The 18,856-nt window shown below is 70.2% G+C and carries 14 protein-coding genes; 10 read left to right on the top strand and 4 right to left on the bottom strand.

Going from position 1 to position 18,856, the window contains the following annotated elements; genetic code table 11:
- Nucleotides 1–4 precede the first annotated feature (4 nt).
- The 3 genes from ACIBVN_RS38220 to ACIBVN_RS38210 all read right to left on the bottom strand — a co-directional run bounded on the left by ACIBVN_RS38220 (nt 5) and on the right by ACIBVN_RS38210 (nt 5,586).
- Nucleotides 5–2,491 (bottom strand): ATP-dependent Clp protease ATP-binding subunit, encoded by a 2,487-nt coding sequence (locus tag ACIBVN_RS38220; RefSeq protein ID WP_397145044.1) that lies wholly within the window; start codon nt 2,489–2,491, stop codon nt 5–7.
- 18 nt (nt 2,492–2,509) lie between these two features.
- Entirely contained in the window at nt 2,510–4,594 is a 2,085-nt protein-coding gene (locus ACIBVN_RS38215) for a zinc ribbon domain-containing protein (protein ID WP_397145042.1), read from the bottom strand.
- A 344-nt stretch (nt 4,595–4,938) separates the two neighbouring features.
- Nucleotides 4,939–5,586 carry an SDR family oxidoreductase gene (locus tag ACIBVN_RS38210; protein WP_397145040.1) on the bottom strand — a complete coding sequence of 216 codons (648 nt, stop codon included), beginning with the start codon at nt 5,584–5,586 and terminating at the stop codon, nt 4,939–4,941.
- Nucleotides 5,587–5,609: 23 nt separating this feature from the next.
- On the opposite strand from ACIBVN_RS38210, the gene ACIBVN_RS38205 reads away from it, so the two are divergent.
- The 10 genes from ACIBVN_RS38205 (at nt 5,610) to ACIBVN_RS38160 (ending at nt 17,119) form a co-directional block, all read left to right on the top strand.
- Nucleotides 5,610–6,302: an HAD family hydrolase gene (locus tag ACIBVN_RS38205; RefSeq protein WP_397145038.1), complete on the top strand. Its 693-nt coding sequence runs from the start codon at nt 5,610–5,612 to the stop codon at nt 6,300–6,302.
- Between the two features lie 63 nt (nt 6,303–6,365).
- On the top strand, nt 6,366–7,790 hold the full coding sequence (gndA, locus tag ACIBVN_RS38200) for an NADP-dependent phosphogluconate dehydrogenase (protein ID WP_397145036.1): 1,425 nt from the start codon (nt 6,366–6,368) through the stop codon (nt 7,788–7,790).
- Between the two features lie 118 nt (nt 7,791–7,908).
- Complete coding sequence (locus ACIBVN_RS38195) at nt 7,909–11,298, top strand: NACHT domain-containing protein (RefSeq protein WP_397145034.1); 3,390 nt, start codon at nt 7,909–7,911, stop codon at nt 11,296–11,298.
- Nucleotides 11,299–11,493: 195 nt separating this feature from the next.
- Complete coding sequence (locus tag ACIBVN_RS38190; protein WP_397145032.1) at nt 11,494–12,294, top strand: S1C family serine protease; 801 nt, start codon at nt 11,494–11,496, stop codon at nt 12,292–12,294.
- An 18-nt stretch (nt 12,295–12,312) separates the two neighbouring features.
- On the top strand, nt 12,313–13,302 hold the full coding sequence (locus ACIBVN_RS38185; protein ID WP_397145030.1) for an AAA family ATPase: 990 nt from the start codon (nt 12,313–12,315) through the stop codon (nt 13,300–13,302).
- A 6-nt stretch (nt 13,303–13,308) separates the two neighbouring features.
- Nucleotides 13,309–14,193, top strand: a complete 885-nt coding sequence (locus ACIBVN_RS38180; RefSeq protein WP_397145028.1) for a DUF58 domain-containing protein — start codon at nt 13,309–13,311, stop codon at nt 14,191–14,193.
- Between the two features lie 19 nt (nt 14,194–14,212).
- The gene (locus tag ACIBVN_RS38175; RefSeq protein ID WP_397145026.1) at nt 14,213–15,163 is read left to right on the top strand and encodes a VWA domain-containing protein; all 951 of its coding nucleotides are present in this window, start codon (nt 14,213–14,215) and stop codon (nt 15,161–15,163) included.
- A complete protein-coding gene (locus tag ACIBVN_RS38170; RefSeq protein WP_397145024.1) occupies nt 15,164–16,216 on the top strand; it encodes a VWA domain-containing protein in 1,053 nt (350 codons plus the stop codon). It begins immediately after the preceding gene.
- Nucleotides 16,217–16,415: 199 nt separating this feature from the next.
- Nucleotides 16,416–16,697, top strand: coding sequence for a CopG family transcriptional regulator (locus tag ACIBVN_RS38165; protein WP_397145022.1), 282 nt, complete (start codon nt 16,416–16,418; stop codon nt 16,695–16,697).
- Nucleotides 16,694–17,119, top strand: coding sequence for a hypothetical protein (locus tag ACIBVN_RS38160; RefSeq protein WP_397145020.1), 426 nt, complete (start codon nt 16,694–16,696; stop codon nt 17,117–17,119). The genes ACIBVN_RS38165 and ACIBVN_RS38160 overlap by 4 nt, the downstream gene beginning before the upstream one ends.
- Nucleotides 17,120–17,508: 389 nt before the next feature.
- Here the strand turns inward: ACIBVN_RS38160 and ACIBVN_RS38155 are convergent, their stop codons facing one another.
- Nucleotides 17,509–18,519 carry a DUF4268 domain-containing protein gene (locus tag ACIBVN_RS38155; RefSeq protein WP_397145018.1) on the bottom strand — a complete coding sequence of 337 codons (1,011 nt, stop codon included), beginning with the start codon at nt 18,517–18,519 and terminating at the stop codon, nt 17,509–17,511.
- Between the last annotated feature and the right edge of the window lie 337 nt (nt 18,520–18,856).

Raw genomic sequence — 18,856 nt, 5'->3', positions numbered from 1 at the left:
GCGGTCAGCCGGCGGGTTCCGGGGCGGTGGCGCGGAACCCGAGGCCGCCGCCCTCGACGTCCACCGTGACCTTGCCGCCCTCCGTGACCTCGCCGGTCAGCAGCATCGTGGACAGCCGGTTGTCCACCTCCCGCTGCACAGTACGGCGCAGCGGCCGGGCGCCGAACTCGGGCTGGTGGCCGCGCTCCGCCAGCCAGTCCTTGGCCGCGTCGGTGACCTCCAGCGAGACGGCCTGGCCGCGCAGGCGCTGCCGGGTGCGCTCCAGCAGCAGGTCCACGATCTGGCGCAGCTGGTCCCTTTCCAGCCGCTTGAAGATGATCGTCTCGTCGATGCGGTTGAGCAGCTCCGGCCGGAGCGTGTGCCGCAGCACGTCCATGAGCCGGTTCTCGAGCTGCTTGACGTCGCCGGACCACTCCAGGATGAGCTGGGCGCCGATGTTGCTCGTCATGATCACGATCGTGTTGGTGAAGTCGACCGTGCGCCCCTGGCCGTCGGTGAGGCGGCCGTCGTCGAGCAGCTGCAGCAGGATGTTCATGACATCCGGGTGGGCCTTCTCGATCTCGTCCAGCAGGATCACGCCGTGCGGGCGGCGGCGCACGGCCTCGGTGAGCTGGCCCGCCTCCTCGTACCCGACATATCCGGGCGGCGCGCCGATGAGGCGCGAGACCGTGTGCCGCTCCTGGAACTCGCTCATGTCGATGCGGACCATGTGCTCCTCGCCGCCGAACAGCGCCGCGGCGAGCGCCCTGCCGAGCTCCGTCTTGCCGACGCCGGTCGGGCCGAGGAACAGGAAGCTGCCGATCGGGCGGTTCGGGTCCTTCAGCCCCGCCCTGGCCCTGCGTACGGCCTCCGCGATGGCGGTGACGGCCTCGTCCTGGCCGATCACGCGCTCGTGCAGGTGCTCCTCCAGGCGCATCAGGCGCTCGCGCTCCTGCTGGGTGAGCTGGGTGACCGGAATGCCGGTACGGCGGGAGACGACCTCGGCGATGTCCTCCACCGTGACCAGGGGCACCGAGTCCGTCCCCTGCCTGGCCCGCTCGACCTCCGGCCTGATCTTGTCGATCTGCGTCGTGAGGTCCTTGGCGCGGTCGAAGTTGTCGGCGGAGACGGCCTGGTCCTTGTCGCGGCGCAGCGCGTCAAGCCGTTCCTCCAGCTCGCGGACGTCCGCGCCGGGCGTGCGCGAGCGCAGGCGCACCCGGGCGCCGGCCTGGTCGATGAGGTCGATGGCCTTGTCGGGCAGGAACCGGTCGGCGATGTAGCGGTCGGACAGGGTCGCCGCCGCGTCAAGTGCCTCGTCGGTGATGCGCACCTGGTGGTGCGCCTCGTAGGTGTCCCGCAGCCCGGCCAGGATCTCGATCGTCTGCTCCAGGGTCGGCTCGGCGACCAGGATGGGCTGGAAGCGGCGCTCGAGCGCGGCGTCCTTCTCGATGTTCTTGCGGTATTCGTCGATCGTGGTGGCCGCGATGATGTGCAGCTCGCCGCGGGCCAGGGCAGGCTTGAGGATGTTGGCCGCGTCCATGGCGCCCTCGGCGGCGCCCGCGCCGACCAGGTTGTGCACCTCGTCGATGAAGACGATGACCTCATCGGAGTGCGCGCGCACCTCGTCGATGACCTTCTTGATGCGCTCCTCGAACTCGCCCCGGTACTTCGTCCCTGCCACCATCCCGGTCAGGTCGAGGCCGACGACGCGCCGGTCCTTCAGCGGGTCGGGGACGCTGCCGTTCACGATGCGCTGGGCGATGCCCTCGACGATCGCGGTCTTGCCGACGCCCGGCTCGCCGATCAGGCACGGGTTGTTCTTGGTACGGCGCGACAGCACCTCGATGGCCTGCTCGATCTCGTCCTCGCGGCCGACGACCGGGTCGATCTCGCCCTGCCTGGCCTCTTCCGTGATGTCCCTGCCGTACTCGTCGAGCGTCGGCGTGCCGCTCGCCCGGCGGCGCGCCGCGCCGCGCGCCATGTGCGGGCCGGCCATCATGGCGTCCTGCAGCTCGTTCGCGGAGACGCCCTGCTCCTGCAGGATGCGGGCGGCGCCGGCGTCGGGGTTGGCGGCGAGGGCGAGCAGCAGGTGCTCGGGCCCGATGTACGACGACCGCAGGGCGCGCGAGATCCGCTGGGCGTCCAGGATGGCCCGCTTGGCGGCCGGCGAGAGGGTCGTGGGCGGCTCGCCCGGCTCGCCGGGCCCGGCCATTTCGTCGATGCGGTCGCGCAGCCGGCCCGGGTCCACTCCGGCCGTGCGGAAGATCGTCTGGATCGAGTCGTCGTCGATCAGCGCGTCGAGAATGTCCAGGACGTCCAGGTCGGGCGCGCCGCGCTCCCCCGCCGCGTCCATGGCCCGGCGCAGGGCCTCCCTGGCCGAGGCGGACAACAACCGGCCCACGTCCACCCGGTGCACGCTGGGCCGGGCCGGCGGCCAGGCCTCCATGCCGCCGAACACCCGGCCCGTGAGCTCCTCGAACCCTCTGAACGGGTCCCCGCCGAAGAATGACATCGAACGTCCCCCCTCATTTCAGGGGACCCCTACCGCGGAGACCGGAGGCCATACCCCAGCGGCCGGCAAAGCGTCTTGAATTCCCTGTAGTTCCCTGAAGGAGTCAGGCGACTCGGGCGGGCGTGGCCTGGTTTGGCCGCCTCCGTGCTCGGTGAGTGCGAGTACGGGGGTGGCTTGGGCGTGGTGGAAGCCGGTCCGGTGGCGGGAATTCCTGACATGCCCTGTCCGGGACGGTGTGCACCGTCCCGGCTGGGGTGCATGGCCCGCCGGACGCTGTCCACCGCGGGTGGGCGGTGGGGCGGGCACCGTGCGCCGGTCGGGCACACGGCTGGAGGTCATCGACGTGGTCGCCGCGTTCTTCACGTGTTTTGTGGTGCGTGGCGGTCGTTTCGGGGTGGGACGGTTCTTGGATCTGTCCCGTGCTGCCGGGCGGGGGTGCAGGTCGGTTAGGGTGCGGCGGGCGCGCCGCGCCGCCTTGGTGAGCCTGCGGGCCGAGCGGGCGCGGGCCACGTTGCCCTCGACCGCCCGCGGGATGGTGCGGGCGCCGGTGGCGCGGTGGGTACGGGTGGCGTGCTGGCCAAGCAGGCCGCGCGCGACGATCCGCTCGGCCGCCGCCCAGTCCCGCTCACAGGAAAGACCGCAGGTGGGGCAGTAGGTCCACGTCCAGCCCCGCTCGGTGAGCCGGTCGGGGGCCGGGCAGTGCCGCAGCAGCGACGTGCCGTCACCGCAGCGGGGACAGTATTTCGAGGTGCCACGGGCGGGGACGGTGACCACGGCGATGGTGTGCTTGGCCGCCAGATGCCGGATCGCCTCGACGATCTGCCCGCGCACCTGCCCCGACAGGCGCGCGTTCGCCCGTCCCCGGCGCCCGCGCGCTTCCAGAGTGGCCAGGTCCTCCAGATAAATCACCGTTGCCCCGGCGGCGACGGCCTGATCGACCGCCCAGCGTGCCGCCGACCAGGCCAGCGCCTTGTTCAGGTTGCGGATGCGCGCACACACGCGCTCATGCTCGACCCCGAGGACCTCACAAGCCGTGCTCAGCTCGGCGAACCTGGGATCGGCGGCAGTGATCCCGGCCAGGAGCTTCTCCTGGTGCCGGCGCTTGGCGGCCAGGTGCTCGCGCTCGGCCCGCAACCGGTGCAGCTTGGCGGAGACACCGCTGGCGTCGTAGACGAGCGGCCGCCCATCACAGAGCACCCGGCCCTCGGCCAGCCGTCCGGCCACACCAGTGAGGAGCGTGTTGACGCCCCAGTCGAACCCGCATCCAATCCTATGGCCGGTGGCGGGCGCGACCGCGATCAGGGTCTGAAACGGCAGATCGACGCGCACCCGGCCGTGTTTCACGCGCAGGGTAGGGGTGCACAGCGTCGCCTGCGGCGGCACCGTCGGCGGCAGGGTGAGCGGCAGCACGTGCCAGGCCCAGTCAGTGCGCGAGGCCGGAGAGGCGATGAGCGGAAGCCGTACCCGCAGGCGGGCGCTGCGGGGGCCGGTGCGCTCCAGGGTGACGAGTTGCCGGTCGGCCGCGGCCAGCACGATCTGCGCCGCAACCTTCGCAGGCTCTGCTTCCACCTCGGACAGGTCGGCAGGCAACGCGCCATGCTCATCCCGGTAGGCACGGATTTGCCGGGTCCGGTTACGGATCTCCGCCGCGCCCACCCCGTCCGGCAGCAGCGCACGCAGCGCCTGCCATTCAGCGCCGGTCCGGGCACTCGGGTCGGCCGGCCAGGAGGTCACGATCGCCGCCACCAGCTTGCGGCGGTGCAGCGCCAGCCGCAACGCGCGCGCGGCCTGCTCCTGCGCGCATCGCAGCACCCGGTCGCACACGTACACGCCCGGCTTCGGGCCTATGCCCCAGCCCAGCCTGCGCACGGCCATCCATCCCTTCGACGGCAACGGCCGCCCGTCCAGCCCCACCCCGGACGCCAGGGCGTCCAGATCCGTCCCATTCCACCGGACCGCGACCAGGCGGGCGGTCAGATCCCGCGCCAGGTCGGCCAGCCAGCCGACCCGCCACGCCAGCAACGGCTGAGGGACAATCTCGCCGGACCTTTCCACCATCCCGGTATGGGCGGTGCAGGGGGCGGTCGCGGTCAGTGTGCTCATGCACCGCCCCCTGCCCGGAGGCGGAATCGATGCATACGCCGCACAAGCTGCACTCCGGCCACCTCCGTCTCCCGTACGATACGTGACCGTCACGCTACCAACAGTTTGCATCATGGGATAGAATGTTTGAGCGATTAGACTCCGCCGGATACCGTTCGCTCGCCCCCAGCTCACGGCGGGTGAATGCCCACACCCGCACTCAAACCACACAACAAGGACCGCTCCTGGGCCGCGCGACTCCACGCCGCGGATAAACCCTCCGGCTGCCGCTCCTCAGCGGACCCAGTAAGGGATCATGTCAGAAGCCGAGGTATTCATAGCGAATATGAGGAACAGTTCAGCCCTCAGGCCACGGACGTCTGCGTAACAAGGTCGCCTATAGGCGTTTCGCCGGAGACGAGTTCCAGGGTCCGCCGAGCCGTACCGGGGGCCCCGAGCAGGGCCACGATGACGGCGGCCACGTCGTCGCGCGGCACCGACCCCGGCGGGACCTCGGGAGCCAGCCGGACCAGGCCCGTGCCGGGCTCGTCGGTCAGCCGGCCCGGCCGCAGGATCGTCCAGTCGAGGTCGCGGGCGCGCAGGTCCTCCTCGGCCTCGGTCTTGGCCTTGATGTACGCGGCCCACACCTCGTCGCCGCCCCTCGGCGGCTTGCCCGCGCCCATGGAAGAGATCTGGATGAACCTCCGCACACCGGCCCGTTCCGCCGCGTCGGCCAGCAGCGCGGACGCGGCCCGGTCCACGGTGTCCTTGCGGGCCGCGCCGCTGCCCGGCCCGGCGCCCGCCGCGAACACCACGGCGTCCGCGCCCTCGACGATCTCCGTCACCTCGTCAGCGGTCGCCTTCTCCAAGTCGCACACGACGGCCTGGGCTCCGGCGGCCTCGACGTCGGCGACATGGGCGGGATTGCGTACGATGCCGACCGCGCCCGGCTTGAGGCGTTCCGCCAGCCTGAGCGCGATTTTCCCGTGCCCACCCGCGATGATGATCCGCATGTCGCCCATGGTGTCATGGACCCATGAGCGACTTCCCTGAGGCCCCGACCCCCGCGTTCCTCTTCGACCTGGACGGCACCCTGATCGACAGCGTCTACCAGCATGTGATCGCGTGGCGGCAGGCGCTGGCCAGTATGGGGATCGACCTGTCGGTGTGGCGGATCCACCGGCGCATCGGCATGAGCGGCGGCCTGTTCGTCAGCGCGCTGCTGCGCGAGACCGGGCTGAAGCTGACGCAGGAGCAGATCGAGGAGTTGCAGACCACGCACATGGAGGCGTACGAGCAGCAGGTCCACTCCGTGCGGCCGCTGCCGGGCGCGTCCGAGCTGCTGTCGGAGCTGACCTCGCGCGGCGTGCCGTGGGCCATCGCCACCAGCGGGTACGCCCGCACGGCGCGGCTGGCGCTGGGCATGCTGGGGCTGCCGGACGACACGCCGATGATCACACGGGACATGGTGCGCAGGGCGAAGCCGGACCCCGATCTGTTCCTCGCGGGTGCGGCACTGGTGCAGGTGGACCCCGCGCATGCCATGGTGGTGGGCGACAGCGTCTGGGACCTGCTCGCCGCCCGCCGCGCCGGTGCGCTGGGCATCGGGCTGCAGTCCGGTGGGTACGGCAGGGACGAGCTCGAACGTGCCGGGGCGTTCAGGGTCTACGCCGATCCCGCTGACATGCTGGACAGGCTGGACGAGCTGGGCGTACGGCAGAGCGACTGAGGCTGGAATATCCCGTGGAACCACTGGGCTTGATCATGCGTATCCCCCACAAAGGAGCTTGAGATGGACTTGGCAGACATCGGCGTCACCGGCCTGGCCACCATGGGGCGCAACCTGGCCCGGAACCTGGCCAGGCACGGATACGCCGTGGCCGTGCACAACCGGACATACGGCCGCACCCAGCAGCTGGTCAAGGAGTTCGGCGGCGAGGGCACGTTCGTGCCGTCCGAAGACCTGGCCGCCTTCGTGGCGTCGCTGAAGCGGCCGCGCCGGGCGATCATCATGGTGAAGGCGGGGGCCGGCACCGACGCGGTGATCGACCAGCTCGCCGAGCTGATGGAGCCGGGCGACATGATCGTCGACGGCGGCAACGCGCACTTCGAGGACACCCGGCGGCGCGAGGCGGCGCTGCGCGAGCGCGGCCTGCACTTCGTCGGCACCGGCATCTCGGGCGGCGAGGAGGGCGCGCTGAACGGGCCCAGCATCATGCCCGGCGGCTCCAAGGAGTCGTGGGAGGCGCTCGGCCCGATCCTCCAGGACATTTCGGCCAAGGTGGACGGGGTGCCGTGCTCGGTGCACGTCGGCCCGGACGGTGCCGGACATTTCGTGAAGATGGTCCACAACGGCATCGAATATTCGGACATGCAGCTCATCGCCGAGTCCTACGACCTGCTGCGCCAGGCCCTCGGGGCGACGCCGGCCGAGCTCGCGCAGGTGTTCCGGGAGTGGAACCGGGGTGACCTGGACTCCTACCTGATCGAGATCACCGCTGAGGTGCTCGACCAGGTGGACGCCGAGACGGGCAAGCCGTTCGTGGACGTCGTGGTCGACCAGGCCGAGCAGAAGGGCACCGGCCGGTGGACCGTGCAGAGCGCGCTCGACCTGGGCGTGCCGGTGACGGGCATCGCCGAGGCGACCTTCGCCCGCGCCCTGTCCGGCCACCCTGAGCAGCGCGCCGCCGCCGCGTCCCTGCAGGGGCCCAGCCTTTCCGGGGTCGGGGGGCGCGAGCTGGTGGAGGACGTGCGGCAGGCCCTCTACGCGTCCAAGATCGTCGCGTACGCGCAGGGCTTCGACCAGATGGCCGCCGCCTCGCGCGAGTACGGCTGGGACCTGGACCTCGGCGCCATGGCCACGATCTGGCGCGGCGGCTGCATCATCCGCGCCAAGTTCCTGGACCGGATCCGGGCCGCGTACGACGCCAACCCGCAGCTGCCGACGCTGCTGGCGGACCCGACCTTCGCGGCCGCCCTGGACGCGGCGCAGGAGGCGTGGCGGCGCGTGGTGACGACCGCGATCCAGATCGGCGTGCCCACGCCCGGCTTCTCCTCGGCCCTGGCCTACTACGACGGCCTGCGCCGCGACCGCCTCCCGGCGGCGCTCGTGCAGGGGCTGCGCGACTACTTCGGCGCGCACACCTACCAGCGGGTGGACAAGGAGGGGGCCTTCCACACGGACTGGTCCGGCGACCGCACGGAACACCCGGCGTAACCGGCCACACGGGCTGGGTGCCGTCGCCGGACCCCGCGACAGTGCCCAGCCCCGCCGGCACACGTCGCGCGGCGCGCCCCCGGTCGCGCTCGCTTTCGCCGGAAAGCCCTTCACCTGCATGTCACGTCACGGCAGGATCTTCCGGTACGAGACGACGGGGGTGGACATGCCAGGCATCGAGACGGCAGTGGCGAGCGCGGGTAAGGCGATCGCCGAGCGGGCACTCCGTGAGTGGCTCGCGATCAGAGCCGCCGACCGGGACCGCAAGGCCGACCTCACCGAGCTGATCCGGGTCAGCTTCCGCGACCGGGTGGTCAGGCGCAAACTTGAACACCAGATCACCGGGGTGGCGCTCGCCGTGGAGGATCGGCTCGGCGATCTGCTGGAACACGAGTTCCGCGGGCTCGACGCCGACGCCCGCTCGGCCGTTCTGCTGGAGGTGGTCGACGCGTTGCGCGCGGCTGACCTGAGTGACACGGCGCTGCTGGCCGCCGATGCCGACCCCACCGCCCTGGCCGAGCGGATCACGGCGGCGATGCCGGCGCCGAAGCTCGGTGAGGCCGAGGACCGGCTGTTCGCGGTCCTGCTGGCCGAGTGCGTGGAGTGCCTGGTCGGCATGGTACGGGAGTTGCCGCAGTTTCTGCCGCGGGCCGCCGCGGAAAACCTGACCCGGCTGAGCGGGCTGGCCGAGTCCATGGAGCGGTTACTGGCCCGGCTGCCGGTACGTTCGCTGGAGGCGCCGGAAGGCAGCCAGGACGACGCCGCCTTCGAGCACCGATACCTCTCGTTCGTCAGCCGGACGCTGGATGAGGTGGAGCTCTTCGGCGTGCGGGTGGAGACCTTCCGGCCGCGCACCTCGCTCAGCGTCGCCTACATCAGCCTCAGCGTCTCCACCGGTGAGGACCGGCCGAGGCGGCGGCTGGATCCGCTGGAGTTCGCCTCGCTCAGGGACCACGCCGAGCGGGAGGACAGCACACACCGCATCGAGTCGGCACTCGGCCGCTCGCGGCTGACCCTGCTACGGGGAGACGCGGGCTCAGGGAAGAGCACCCTGCTGCGCTGGCTCGCGGTGACGGCCGCGCGCGGTGGTTTCACGGGCGATCTGGCCGACTGGAACGGCTGCGTGCCCTTCGTCATCAAGCTGCGCAGCCATTCCGAGGGCAGGTTCCCGTCGCCGGAGTCCTTCCTGAACGACGTGGCCCAGGAGGTCGCAGGCCAGATGCCGCGCGGCTGGGTCGAACGGGTCCTGGCATCCGGGCGCGGCCTGCTGCTGGTGGACGGCGTGGACGAACTCCTCGTGAGGCACCGCCCCGCCGTAAGGCAGTGGCTGACCCGCCTGCTCGCCCTGTACCCGGTGCTGCGTGTGGTGGTCACCTCCCGGCCCACGGCGGCGGAGGCCACCTGGCTGGCGGATGAGGGGTTCGCCTCGGTGCTGCTGGAGCCGATGGCGCCTGAGGACCTGCGCGAGCTGGTACGGCAGTGGCACGTGGCCATGCGCGAGTGTCCGAGCCTGCCGTGCGAGGCCGATGAACTGGAGGAGTACGAGGGCGCGCTGCTGGCCCGCCTGGAGAGCAACCCGCACCTGCGCGTGCTGGCGTCCACCCCGCTGCTGGCCGCGATGTTGTGCGCGCTCAATCTCGACCGGCGCCGGCATTTGCCCCGCAGCCGGATGGGGCTGTATGAGGCGGTGCTGACGCTTTTGCTGGAGCGGCGGGACGCCGAGCGGGGCATCGAGGACGAGGTGACGCTCGACCCCGAGCAGAAGGTCTGGATCTTGCGGGATCTGGCCTGGCGGCTGGTGTCGCTGGGACGTTCGGAGCTGTCCAAGGCCACCGCGCGCAAGCGGATCGAACAGAAGCTGCGGGCGATGACGCGGATGCCGTACACGGCTGAGGTGGTGCTGGAACACCTCCTCAGAAGAAGCGGTGTGTTGCGCGAGCCGGTTCCTGGACGCGTGGACTTCGCGCACCGCACGGTGCAGGAATACCTGGCCGCAGGACAGCTTGTGGACGACGAGGACGTCGAGACCGCCGTCGAGCGGGCGCACCTGGATCAGTGGCGTGAGGTCGTGGTGATGACCGCCGGCCATGCGACCGGCGGGCTGCGCAGGGAGCTGCTGGCACGGCTGCTGGATCTGGCTGACCGGCGCGGGCAGCACGCTCGCCGGCTGCGGCTGCTGGTTGCCTCGTGTCTGGAGACCATCCAGGAGATCCCGCTCGATCTGCGGGATCGGGTGGAGGCGTGCCTGGAGTCCGTCATCCCGCCCGAGGACGAGGAGGAGGCCCGGCTGCTGGCGGCCGTCGGGGAGGAGGTGCTGAACCGGCTGCCCGACGACCTGTCGCACCTGCCGGACGAGCAGGCCGCCATGGTGGTCCGCACTGCGTGGCTGGTCAACGGGACCGGGGCCCTGGACAAGCTCACCCGCCATGCCGCGGATGAGCGTCCGCTCGTCCAAAGGCAGCTTCTGGCGGGCTGGAAGTACTTCGACGCGGTGCGGTACGCCGAGCAGGTCCTGGGCGATGCGCCACTACGCGATCGGGTTCACCTCGACAGCCCCCGCCTCCTGCGCGGCCTGCCGCACCTGCGGCGGGTACGGCGCCTGGACATCAGCCCCGCATGCCCGGTGTACGACCTTTCCTTCCTCCGCGGCAAGTCCGAGCTGCGCCGTCTGGAGATCTATCACGCCGCGTTCCCGCACCTGACGGAGGTTGGGGAACTGGACAACCTGGAGAGGCTGGCGGTCCACTTCCATGAGCCCAGGCTCCTGGACGTCACCCCGTTGAAGCGTCTGCGCCGGTTGACGGAGCTCCGGCTGAGTGGCGTGCTGTCAGCGGATGGGCTCGACTATCTCGACGAGATCGCGAGACTGACCGAGCTGTCGCTGATCTTCTCGGAATGGCCTGACGACCTTGTGGACCTCGGCCCGCTGAGCCGGCAGGACAACGTGGGAATGCTGATGCTCATGGGTGTGGGCCAGCCGATCACCCCCGCGACGCTGTCTCCTGTTGTCCGCAATTTAAGCCTGATCAACGTGGACGGCGTCGTAGGCGGGCTCGCCGCGATCGCGGACCGGCTTCCCGGCCTGTCACGCCTGTGTGTCATCCGGGTCCCGGGTACGTTCGACCTGGCCGAACTCTCGCCATTGACCCTGCGCACGCTCCAGTTGGAGTACCTCACGGACCTCACCGGCTTCGACGCCCTCGCTCGCCAGCGGGAGCTGCGTTTCCTGCATCTCAGCGGACTCTCGATCTCGGAGCTCACGCCTCTTGCCGGACTGCCGGACGTGAAAATCCTGACCGTCACCGATTGCCCCCGCGTCACCGACCTGAGCCCGCTGGCCGACATGCCTGCCCTTGAAGACGTACGTCTCCACAACACTGGCCACCGCCTCGATCTGGGCCCTTTCGCGCACCGTCAGCGTCTCACCATCCACGTCTCCGTGGGCCAGGAGGTGCTGAACGAACACCTGCTCCACCCGACGACCCGCGTCCGGCGCCATCCCGCTTGACGGCTCTCGACGCGACCGATGATGTCGAGCAGTCGTTCGGCGGGCGATGTCGCCCCGAGCCACGCCGCAAGCTCCACCGGCTCAGACAGAGCAGTCGGCGCATACCGCTGCGCGTTGGGCCCGGTGGACCGGTTCTCATGGAGTTCTCAGGTGAACTTTGTAGCGGTTTGAGCTGAGTTTTATGAACATGGGGGCATGGAGCGCGTGCCGCAGGAGGCTGGTGCGGCCGAGGCTCAGGGAGCCGTGGCCGGGAGGGCTCGGCGGTTTGTCGTCGGTGGCGGCGTGCTTGTCGTCGTGGCGGTGCTGGCGTACTGGCTGGGAGGCAGCGGCGGGAACGGCGAAGGAGCCGCGCCCAGACCGAGCGCGACGCCGACGCCCAGCGCGACGCTCACGGTGGCCGAGGTCTTCAAGCGGGTCGGGCCGTCGGTGGTGGTCATCCAGGCCGGGAAGTCGCTCGGAACCGGGGTGATCGCGGCCGAGGACGGCACGATTCTGACCGCGCATCACGTCGTCAAAGGCACGAAGGACGTCACCGTGACGTTCGCTGACGGCACCAAGGCGAAGGCCGTCGTCGTGTCGTCGAATCCCAAGCGCGACGTCGCGACCCTCAAGCCCGCGAAGCTGCCGGAGATCGTCGTCCCGGCGACGCTCGGCGGCGCCGTGGCCGTGGGCGCGCCCGTCGTGGCGATCGGCAATCCGCTGGGCCTGACCTACAGCGTCTCCACCGGCGTCGTGTCGGGCCTGAACCGGACCGCCGACCGGACCGACGAGGACGGCGATCTGGGCGGGCTCATCCAGTTCGACGCCTCCGTGAACCCGGGCAGCTCCGGCGGTCCCCTCCTGGACGCTCGCGGCCTGGTCATCGGGATCGTGGTCTCGATCGCCGACCCGGGAGGCGACGAGGCGTTCGCCGGCATCGCGTTCGCGGTGCCGATCGGCGCGGCCCTGGGTGGCGACGAAGGCGACGGCCCGCCGGGCGACGGGCTCCGGATCTGACCGACGAAAAGGAAGAGCATGACCTCGACCAAGTCCCCCCAGCCGGCCCACCCGCTCGAACACGTGCTGTTCGAGGTCAAACGCACGATCGTCGGGCAGGACGTTCTGCTGGAGCGGATGGCCGTGGCGCTGATCGCCGACGGCCACCTGCTGGTGGAGGGCGTGCCGGGCCTGGCCAAGACGCTCGCGGTGCGGTCGCTGGCCGCCGCGATCGCCGGGACTTTCCAGCGCGTCCAGTTCACCCCCGACCTGGTGCCCGCCGACCTGGTGGGCACGCGGGTATACCACCAGCACTCCGGGGAGTTCAAGACCGAGCTCGGCCCGGTGTTCACGAACCTGCTGCTGGCCGACGAGATCAACCGCGCCCCCGCCAAGGTGCAGAGCGCCCTGCTGGAGGTGATGCAGGAGCATCAGGTGACGATCGGCCGTGAGACGTTCCGGGTGCCCGAGCCGTTCCTGGTCATGGCGACGGAGAACCCGATCGAGTCGGAGGGCACCTACCCGCTGCCCGAAGCGCAGGTCGACCGGTTCATGATGAAGGTGGTCGTCGACTATCCGACGCAGGCCGAGGAGCAGGCGATCGTCGACCGGGCGCTGCGCCCGCCCGAGCCGCCGCAGCCGATGGTGACGGCCGAGGACCTGGTCGCGATGCGGGCCCGCGCTCAGCAGGTGTACGTCGATCCGTCGATCGTCGACTACGCGGTACGGCTGGTCGGCGTGACGCGTTCCCCCGCGACGGCGGGGCTCGGCGAGCTGGAACGGTACGTCACCTACGGGGCGAGCCCGCGGGCGTCCATCGCGCTCGTCACGGGCGCCCGGGCGCTGGCGTTCCTGCGCGGCCGCGACTACGTCCTCCCGCACGACCTGTCCGAGCTCGCGCTCGACGTGCTGCGCCACCGCCTCGTGCTGTCGTATGAGGCCCTCGCGGACGACGTCGACGCCGACACGATCATCACCAGGGTGCTCGGGGCCGTCCGGGCGCCCGACGTCGTCCTGCAGAACCGCTGAGCTGCCATGGCCACCGCCCCCGAAAGGCTCCTGCTCCGCCTGGAGTGGAAGGTCGTCCGCAGGCTGGACGGCCGGCTCCAAGGCATGCACCGTACGGCGCACCGCGGCTCCGGGATCGACTTCAACGGGTTGCGCGCCTACGGCGACGGCGACGACGCCCGGCACATCGACTGGAACGTGACCGCACGGCTGGACGAGCCGCACCTGCGCGTGTTCACCGAGGACCGCGAGCTGACGGTGTGGCTGGTGCTCGACCGGTCGGCGTCGATGCTGGCGGGCCGGCCGGGGCGCGGCAAGCACGACGTGCTCGCCGAGCTCGCGCTCGTCCTGGCCCGGCTGTTCGGCCGGGGCGGCAACCGCGTCGGCGCCCTGCTGTTCGACACCGGGATGCTGCGCGTCGTGCCGCCCGGCACCTCCCGGCGGCACGCGCTGCGGATCGGCGCCGAGCTGGAACGCACCGCCGGGGCCCACGGCGGCGCCACCACCGACCTGGCGGAGATGCTCGACGCGGCCGGACGGCTCGCACGCCGCCGCGCACTCATCGTCGTGCTGTCGGACTTCATCGGCGAGGGCGACTGGGAGCGCTCGCTCCAGCGCCTGGCCCGGCGGCACGAGGTCGTCGCCCTGCGGATCGTGGACACGGCCGACGACGTGCTGCCCGAAGCCGGACTGATCGTCGTCGAGGACGCCGAGACCGGCGAGCAGCTCGTCGTCGACTCCGCCGACCCGCTGCTCCGGGTCCGCTTCCGCGAGGCCGTCGACGCCCGCGACGCCCGGCTCACGGCGGGCATGCGCCGGGCCGGGGTACCCGTCCACCGCATCGACACCGACCGCGATCTGGCCGAGGCGCTCGTCGAGGTCGTCGCCCGGACCAAGGACCGATCGCCATGAGGTCGTCGAAGGAGGCCTCGTGACCCTGTACTCGCCGCTCTTACTGGTCATCGGACTGCTCGTCACGGCGGCGCTCGCCTGGGCGGCAATCGTCTCGGCGCGCCGCCGGACGGCCGCCCTCGCCGCGGCCGGCGTCGCCGTGCCGGGCGGCCGCCGGGCCTACCTCGGAGTCGGCCTGACGATCGCCGGCGTCGCCGTGCTCGCGATCGCCACCGCCGGGCCGGCGGCCATGGTGCCGGTCCCGCGGACCGCGGGCACCGTCATCCTCGCCATCGACGTCTCCAACAGCATGGGCGCCGACGACGTCGCGCCCAACCGGCTGGCGGCCGCGCAGCGGGCAGCCCGCGCGTTCGTGGCGGCGCAGCCCGACAGCGTCGACATCGGAGTCGTCGCGTTCGAACGGGGCGCGCTCACCACCGCACGACCCGACGCCGACCACTCCACCGCGCTCAAGGCCATCGACCGGCTGAAGCTCACCGGCGGCACTTCGCTGGGGACGGCCATCACGGCCTCGCTGACGGCGATCACCGGCAAGCAGGTGGCCATCGGCCGCGACGGCACCGCGCCCGACATCGGCTACTGGCCGTCGGCGACGATCGTGATGTTCTCCGACGGCCAGAACCAAGGCGCCGACGTCGAACAAGCCGCCGCCGTGGCCCAGAAGGCGGGCGTCCACATCCACACCGTCGGGGTCGGCACCACAGCCGGCACGACGGTCAAGGTCGACGGCTACCACCTGCAGACCTCGCTCGAACAGGACACCCTCACCTTGATCGCGCAGACCACCGGCGGCGCCTACCACCCCGCCTCCGACACTGCGCGGCTCGACGGGATCGCCGACACGATCGATCTGCGGCTCACCGTCTCCGACGAGCCGCTGCCCCTCGCCGGCGCCCTGATCGGGCTCGCCCTCGCGCTGCTCACCGCGGGAGCGGCGCTCACCGTGCTCCGGTCTGGACGGGTGATCTGAATGACGTTCTCATGGCCGTGGGCACTGCTGTCAGTCCTGGTCATCCCGCTGGTCTTCGCCATCCGCTGGTGGGCGCGGCGCCGCCGCCGGCGCTCCGCCGTGCGCGTCACCTCGATCGCGCTCGTACGCAGCGCCCTGCCCGGCCGTACGCGCTGGACCCGGAAGATCCCCCCGGCGCTGTTCGTGGCCGGGCTCGCGCTGCTCGCGGTCGGGGCCGCCAGGCCGCAGGCGTCCGTGCCGGTGCCGCAGACGTCGGCGACGATCCTGCTCGCGCTCGACACCTCCGGCTCCATGTGCTCCACGGACGTCGACCCCAACCGCATCACCGCCGCGAAGAAGGCCGCCGCGGAGTTCATCGAGTCGCAACGGGGCGGGCCGCGCATCGGCCTGGTCACCTTCGCGGGCACCGCGGGCCTGCTCGTCCCTCCCACCGACGACACCGACTCGCTGATCGAGGCGCTGGACGGCCTCACCGTGTCCCGCGGCACCGCGATCGGGCAGGCCATGCTCACCTCGATCGACGCGATCGCCGAGGCCGACCCGTCGGTCGCCCCCACCGGCGCGAACCCCGGCAACGGCAGCGGCGACGGCTACGCCGGCGCCGCGATCGTCGTGCTCACCGACGGCGCCAACACCCAGGGCGTCGACCCGCAGACCGCCGCCCAGGAAGCGGCCCTGCGCCGCGTCCGCGTCTTCACCATCGGCTTCGGCACCACCAACCCGGCCCCGATGGTCTGCGACAACTCCCAGTTCGACGGCCGCGGCTTCGGCGGCTGGGGCGGCGGCCGCGGCGGATTCGACAGCGGCCGCAACATCCGCATGATCGACGAGCCCGCACTCAAACAGATAGCCCAGACCACCGGCGGCTCCTACCACCGCGCCGAGAACGCCGACCAGCTCCAAAGCGCGCTCAACGCCCTCCCCGGCAGCTTCACCGTCATCCGCCAACGGGTCGACACAGCCGCCGCCTTCGCCGCCGGCGGCGCGCTCCTCGTCACCGCGGCCCTGTCCCTCTCCCTTTGGTGGAACCGCCCCCGGACCCCGACCCGCTGACGGCATCGGCAGCCGAAACCCCTCCCGTTGCTGCCGGCTCGCGGCCTTGGCCGAGAAGCTCGTGCGGGTGGGGGCCTATCCGCTCCGGCCTGAGCCGTACGAGCGCGGAAGCCCCCTATGCGCCATCCCCAGTGGGGCGACACAACAAGCCCGCTGAAGCGCTAGTAAGGAGTTCGGTACCTGGAGTATGGTTTCTTGTATGGCGACCAAGAAGGTAACGGTGACGATTCCCGAGGAACTCCTTGACGAGATCCGCGCGGATGCGGCAGAGCGGGGGCTCTCGGCGTACGTCGCCGAGGCTTTGCGCTTCAAGCGTGACCGGGACCGGTTGCTGGAGTTGGTGAACTGGCTGGAGGAAGAATACGGTCCAGTCAGCGACGACGAGCGCGCGGCAGCAATAGAGGAGATGGACGAACTCGATGCCGAGCACGAGCGCCGTCGCGCCGCCGGAAAGCGCAACAACACCGGAGAGGCTGCGTGAGCAAGCGAAGCGGTGAGCGCAGGCAACCGCCGCTGCGAATCTTCGTGCTCGATTGCCAGGCCTTGTCCCTGGCCGTGCGGGGCGACCGGAAGATGATCGCCTGGCTCGACCTCGCGGCCCGAGGCCAGGCGGAGGTAGTGACGTCTCCCATGACGGTGGTCGAGGCGCACGACGGCAGAATTACCGACCAACGCTGGGACTGGGTCCTCTCCCGCCTCAACGTTCCCGATATCGGGAAGGATGAGGCCCGCCAGGCTCGCCGACTCCTGGCTGACGCCAAGCTACACGGCCACAAGTATGCAATCGACGCGGTCCTCGCCATCATCGCAGGGCGACAGAAGGGGCAGGTCACCGTCTTTACCTCCGACGTAGACGACCTGGAGAGGCTTGTCCCGGACACGATCGTCGTCAAGAAGGTGTGATCTCCTATACTCGTGCGCGCTCGCCTTTAGGAGAGTGGGGGGCCTGTACAGCTGGGATGCACCCTCTGAGCTCGGCAGACGCCTCGCGCGGCGTGCACCACCCCAAAGATCATTTCGCGCATGCCCCCACAAGCGGCACGCGCTCGGACGGTCCCGCGGCGGGCTGACAACCAGGCTGCACTTGCTCATCGAAGCTTGCGGGGCTGCCGCTGACGCCGCACCTGACCGCTGGCAACATTGGACTGCACCGCCCCTTCAGGCAGTGCTGGCCAAGCTCCGGCCGCGCCGACCAGCCGGCGGCCGTCGCCCTGTTGGGAACCCGACCCGGCCTCATAGCTCGTGGCAACGTCGCTCGTGCCGCGATTAATGCGTAGCGCGACGCGTGGGCGTCACGTGCTGGGATCAGTGGCGGTGGAGATGGCTTTCCGATACAGATTGGGCAGGCCACCCACGTCATCGAGGGCCTTGCGCAGGCGGGCCTGGGAATCGAGGAACCAGTCAATATAGGCTTCCCAGTCGCTGGTCTGTTCGATGTTTCCAGGGCTGTAGTCAGCGATCCGGCAAGCGATTCTGTCGGGCAGCGGTTCGTAAGTCAGGGGCCCACCGTAGGAAGTTTCGAGAGGAGCTTTGACGGCGAGCAGGGCAGCTAGCGCGCGCTCGTTGACGGTGGCCTCACCGCCGAGATAGAGCTCGCTGCGCAGCCCTTGTCTCGAGAAGGAGAGGGTGAAGTAGAAGCCGGTCACGCCTGCCGACAACTCGAACCAGTTCTGCGCCGGAGGCTTGCGTGCCCTGGTCCACCCTGGCTGTTGAGAGCGTGTCCGGTCGATAAAGCGCGCCCAGAACTGCTGGTAGGCGAGGCTGCGGCCGGTCGCGTTGGGCAAGCTTGCCTGTTTGACTTGCTTGCCCCAGTCATTGGGCTGCACAACGACTCGAAACATAGGGGCTGGCGGGGAGTCACCGACGCGGACCAGGCGGATCTCGACGCCGAAGAACCGTGTGTTCTTGTCGGTTCTAGTGTTGAGCCACTCCAGCGCTGCACGGTGCTCGTCACGGAACAATGTGGCCAGCCAAACCACGTTGGTGGGGGCAGTACCGCCGGCATACGTCAGAAGTTGCCCTAGGTGAGTGTGATCGGTCGGCGTGAGCTGGTTCTCAACGATGACCCTCTCATTGGTAGCCTCATCCACGCCGATTAAGTCGAGCAGGAATCCTCCCACCGGGTGCTCAGCAACCTCCAGCACCAGATCCATCCCCAGCTCGTCACCGAGAACGTCAGCGCTCTCCAGCAGCCAGGGCGTGAAGTCGCGTGCCTCGTGGCGCCACACCTCGCGTGGGTCTACCGGCGTTAGCCGACTCAAGTCTGGTCGACCGCTCCAGAGCACCTTCTCGCTATCGGTCATGGTCGAAGCGTAACCTCGCGACTCTACTTTGTGACTGCCGTACGGCGCGCGAGAATGTGCCGTGAGGCCTCAAAATCGCCGTCCCTCCCGCCGTAAACCCGACATTGGCAGCCCGGACTAGAGTTGTCCGCCGCGTGCAGCGCCTCAATCGCCGTGATGACGTTGGCCGTGTAACTTGAGCGAACGTAAGCCATGCGAGGCATCTCACCTCGGCGTTGGTCGGGCGGGCCCAATGATCTTAGCCTGGATTCACCGCTGAGGATCTGACAAAAGAATCGTGAAATAGGGCGAGGTGCCCTTTGACCTGGGATGATGGGAGTTCTCTACGCTTCCAGCA

This window comes from Nonomuraea sp. NPDC049400 (assembly GCF_044466425.1).
In the GTDB taxonomy this organism is placed as follows: Bacteria; Actinomycetota; Actinomycetes; order Streptosporangiales; family Streptosporangiaceae; genus Nonomuraea.
Note: the sequence above shows the minus strand (reverse complement) of the source record. Positions and strands in the feature narration are given on the sequence as shown.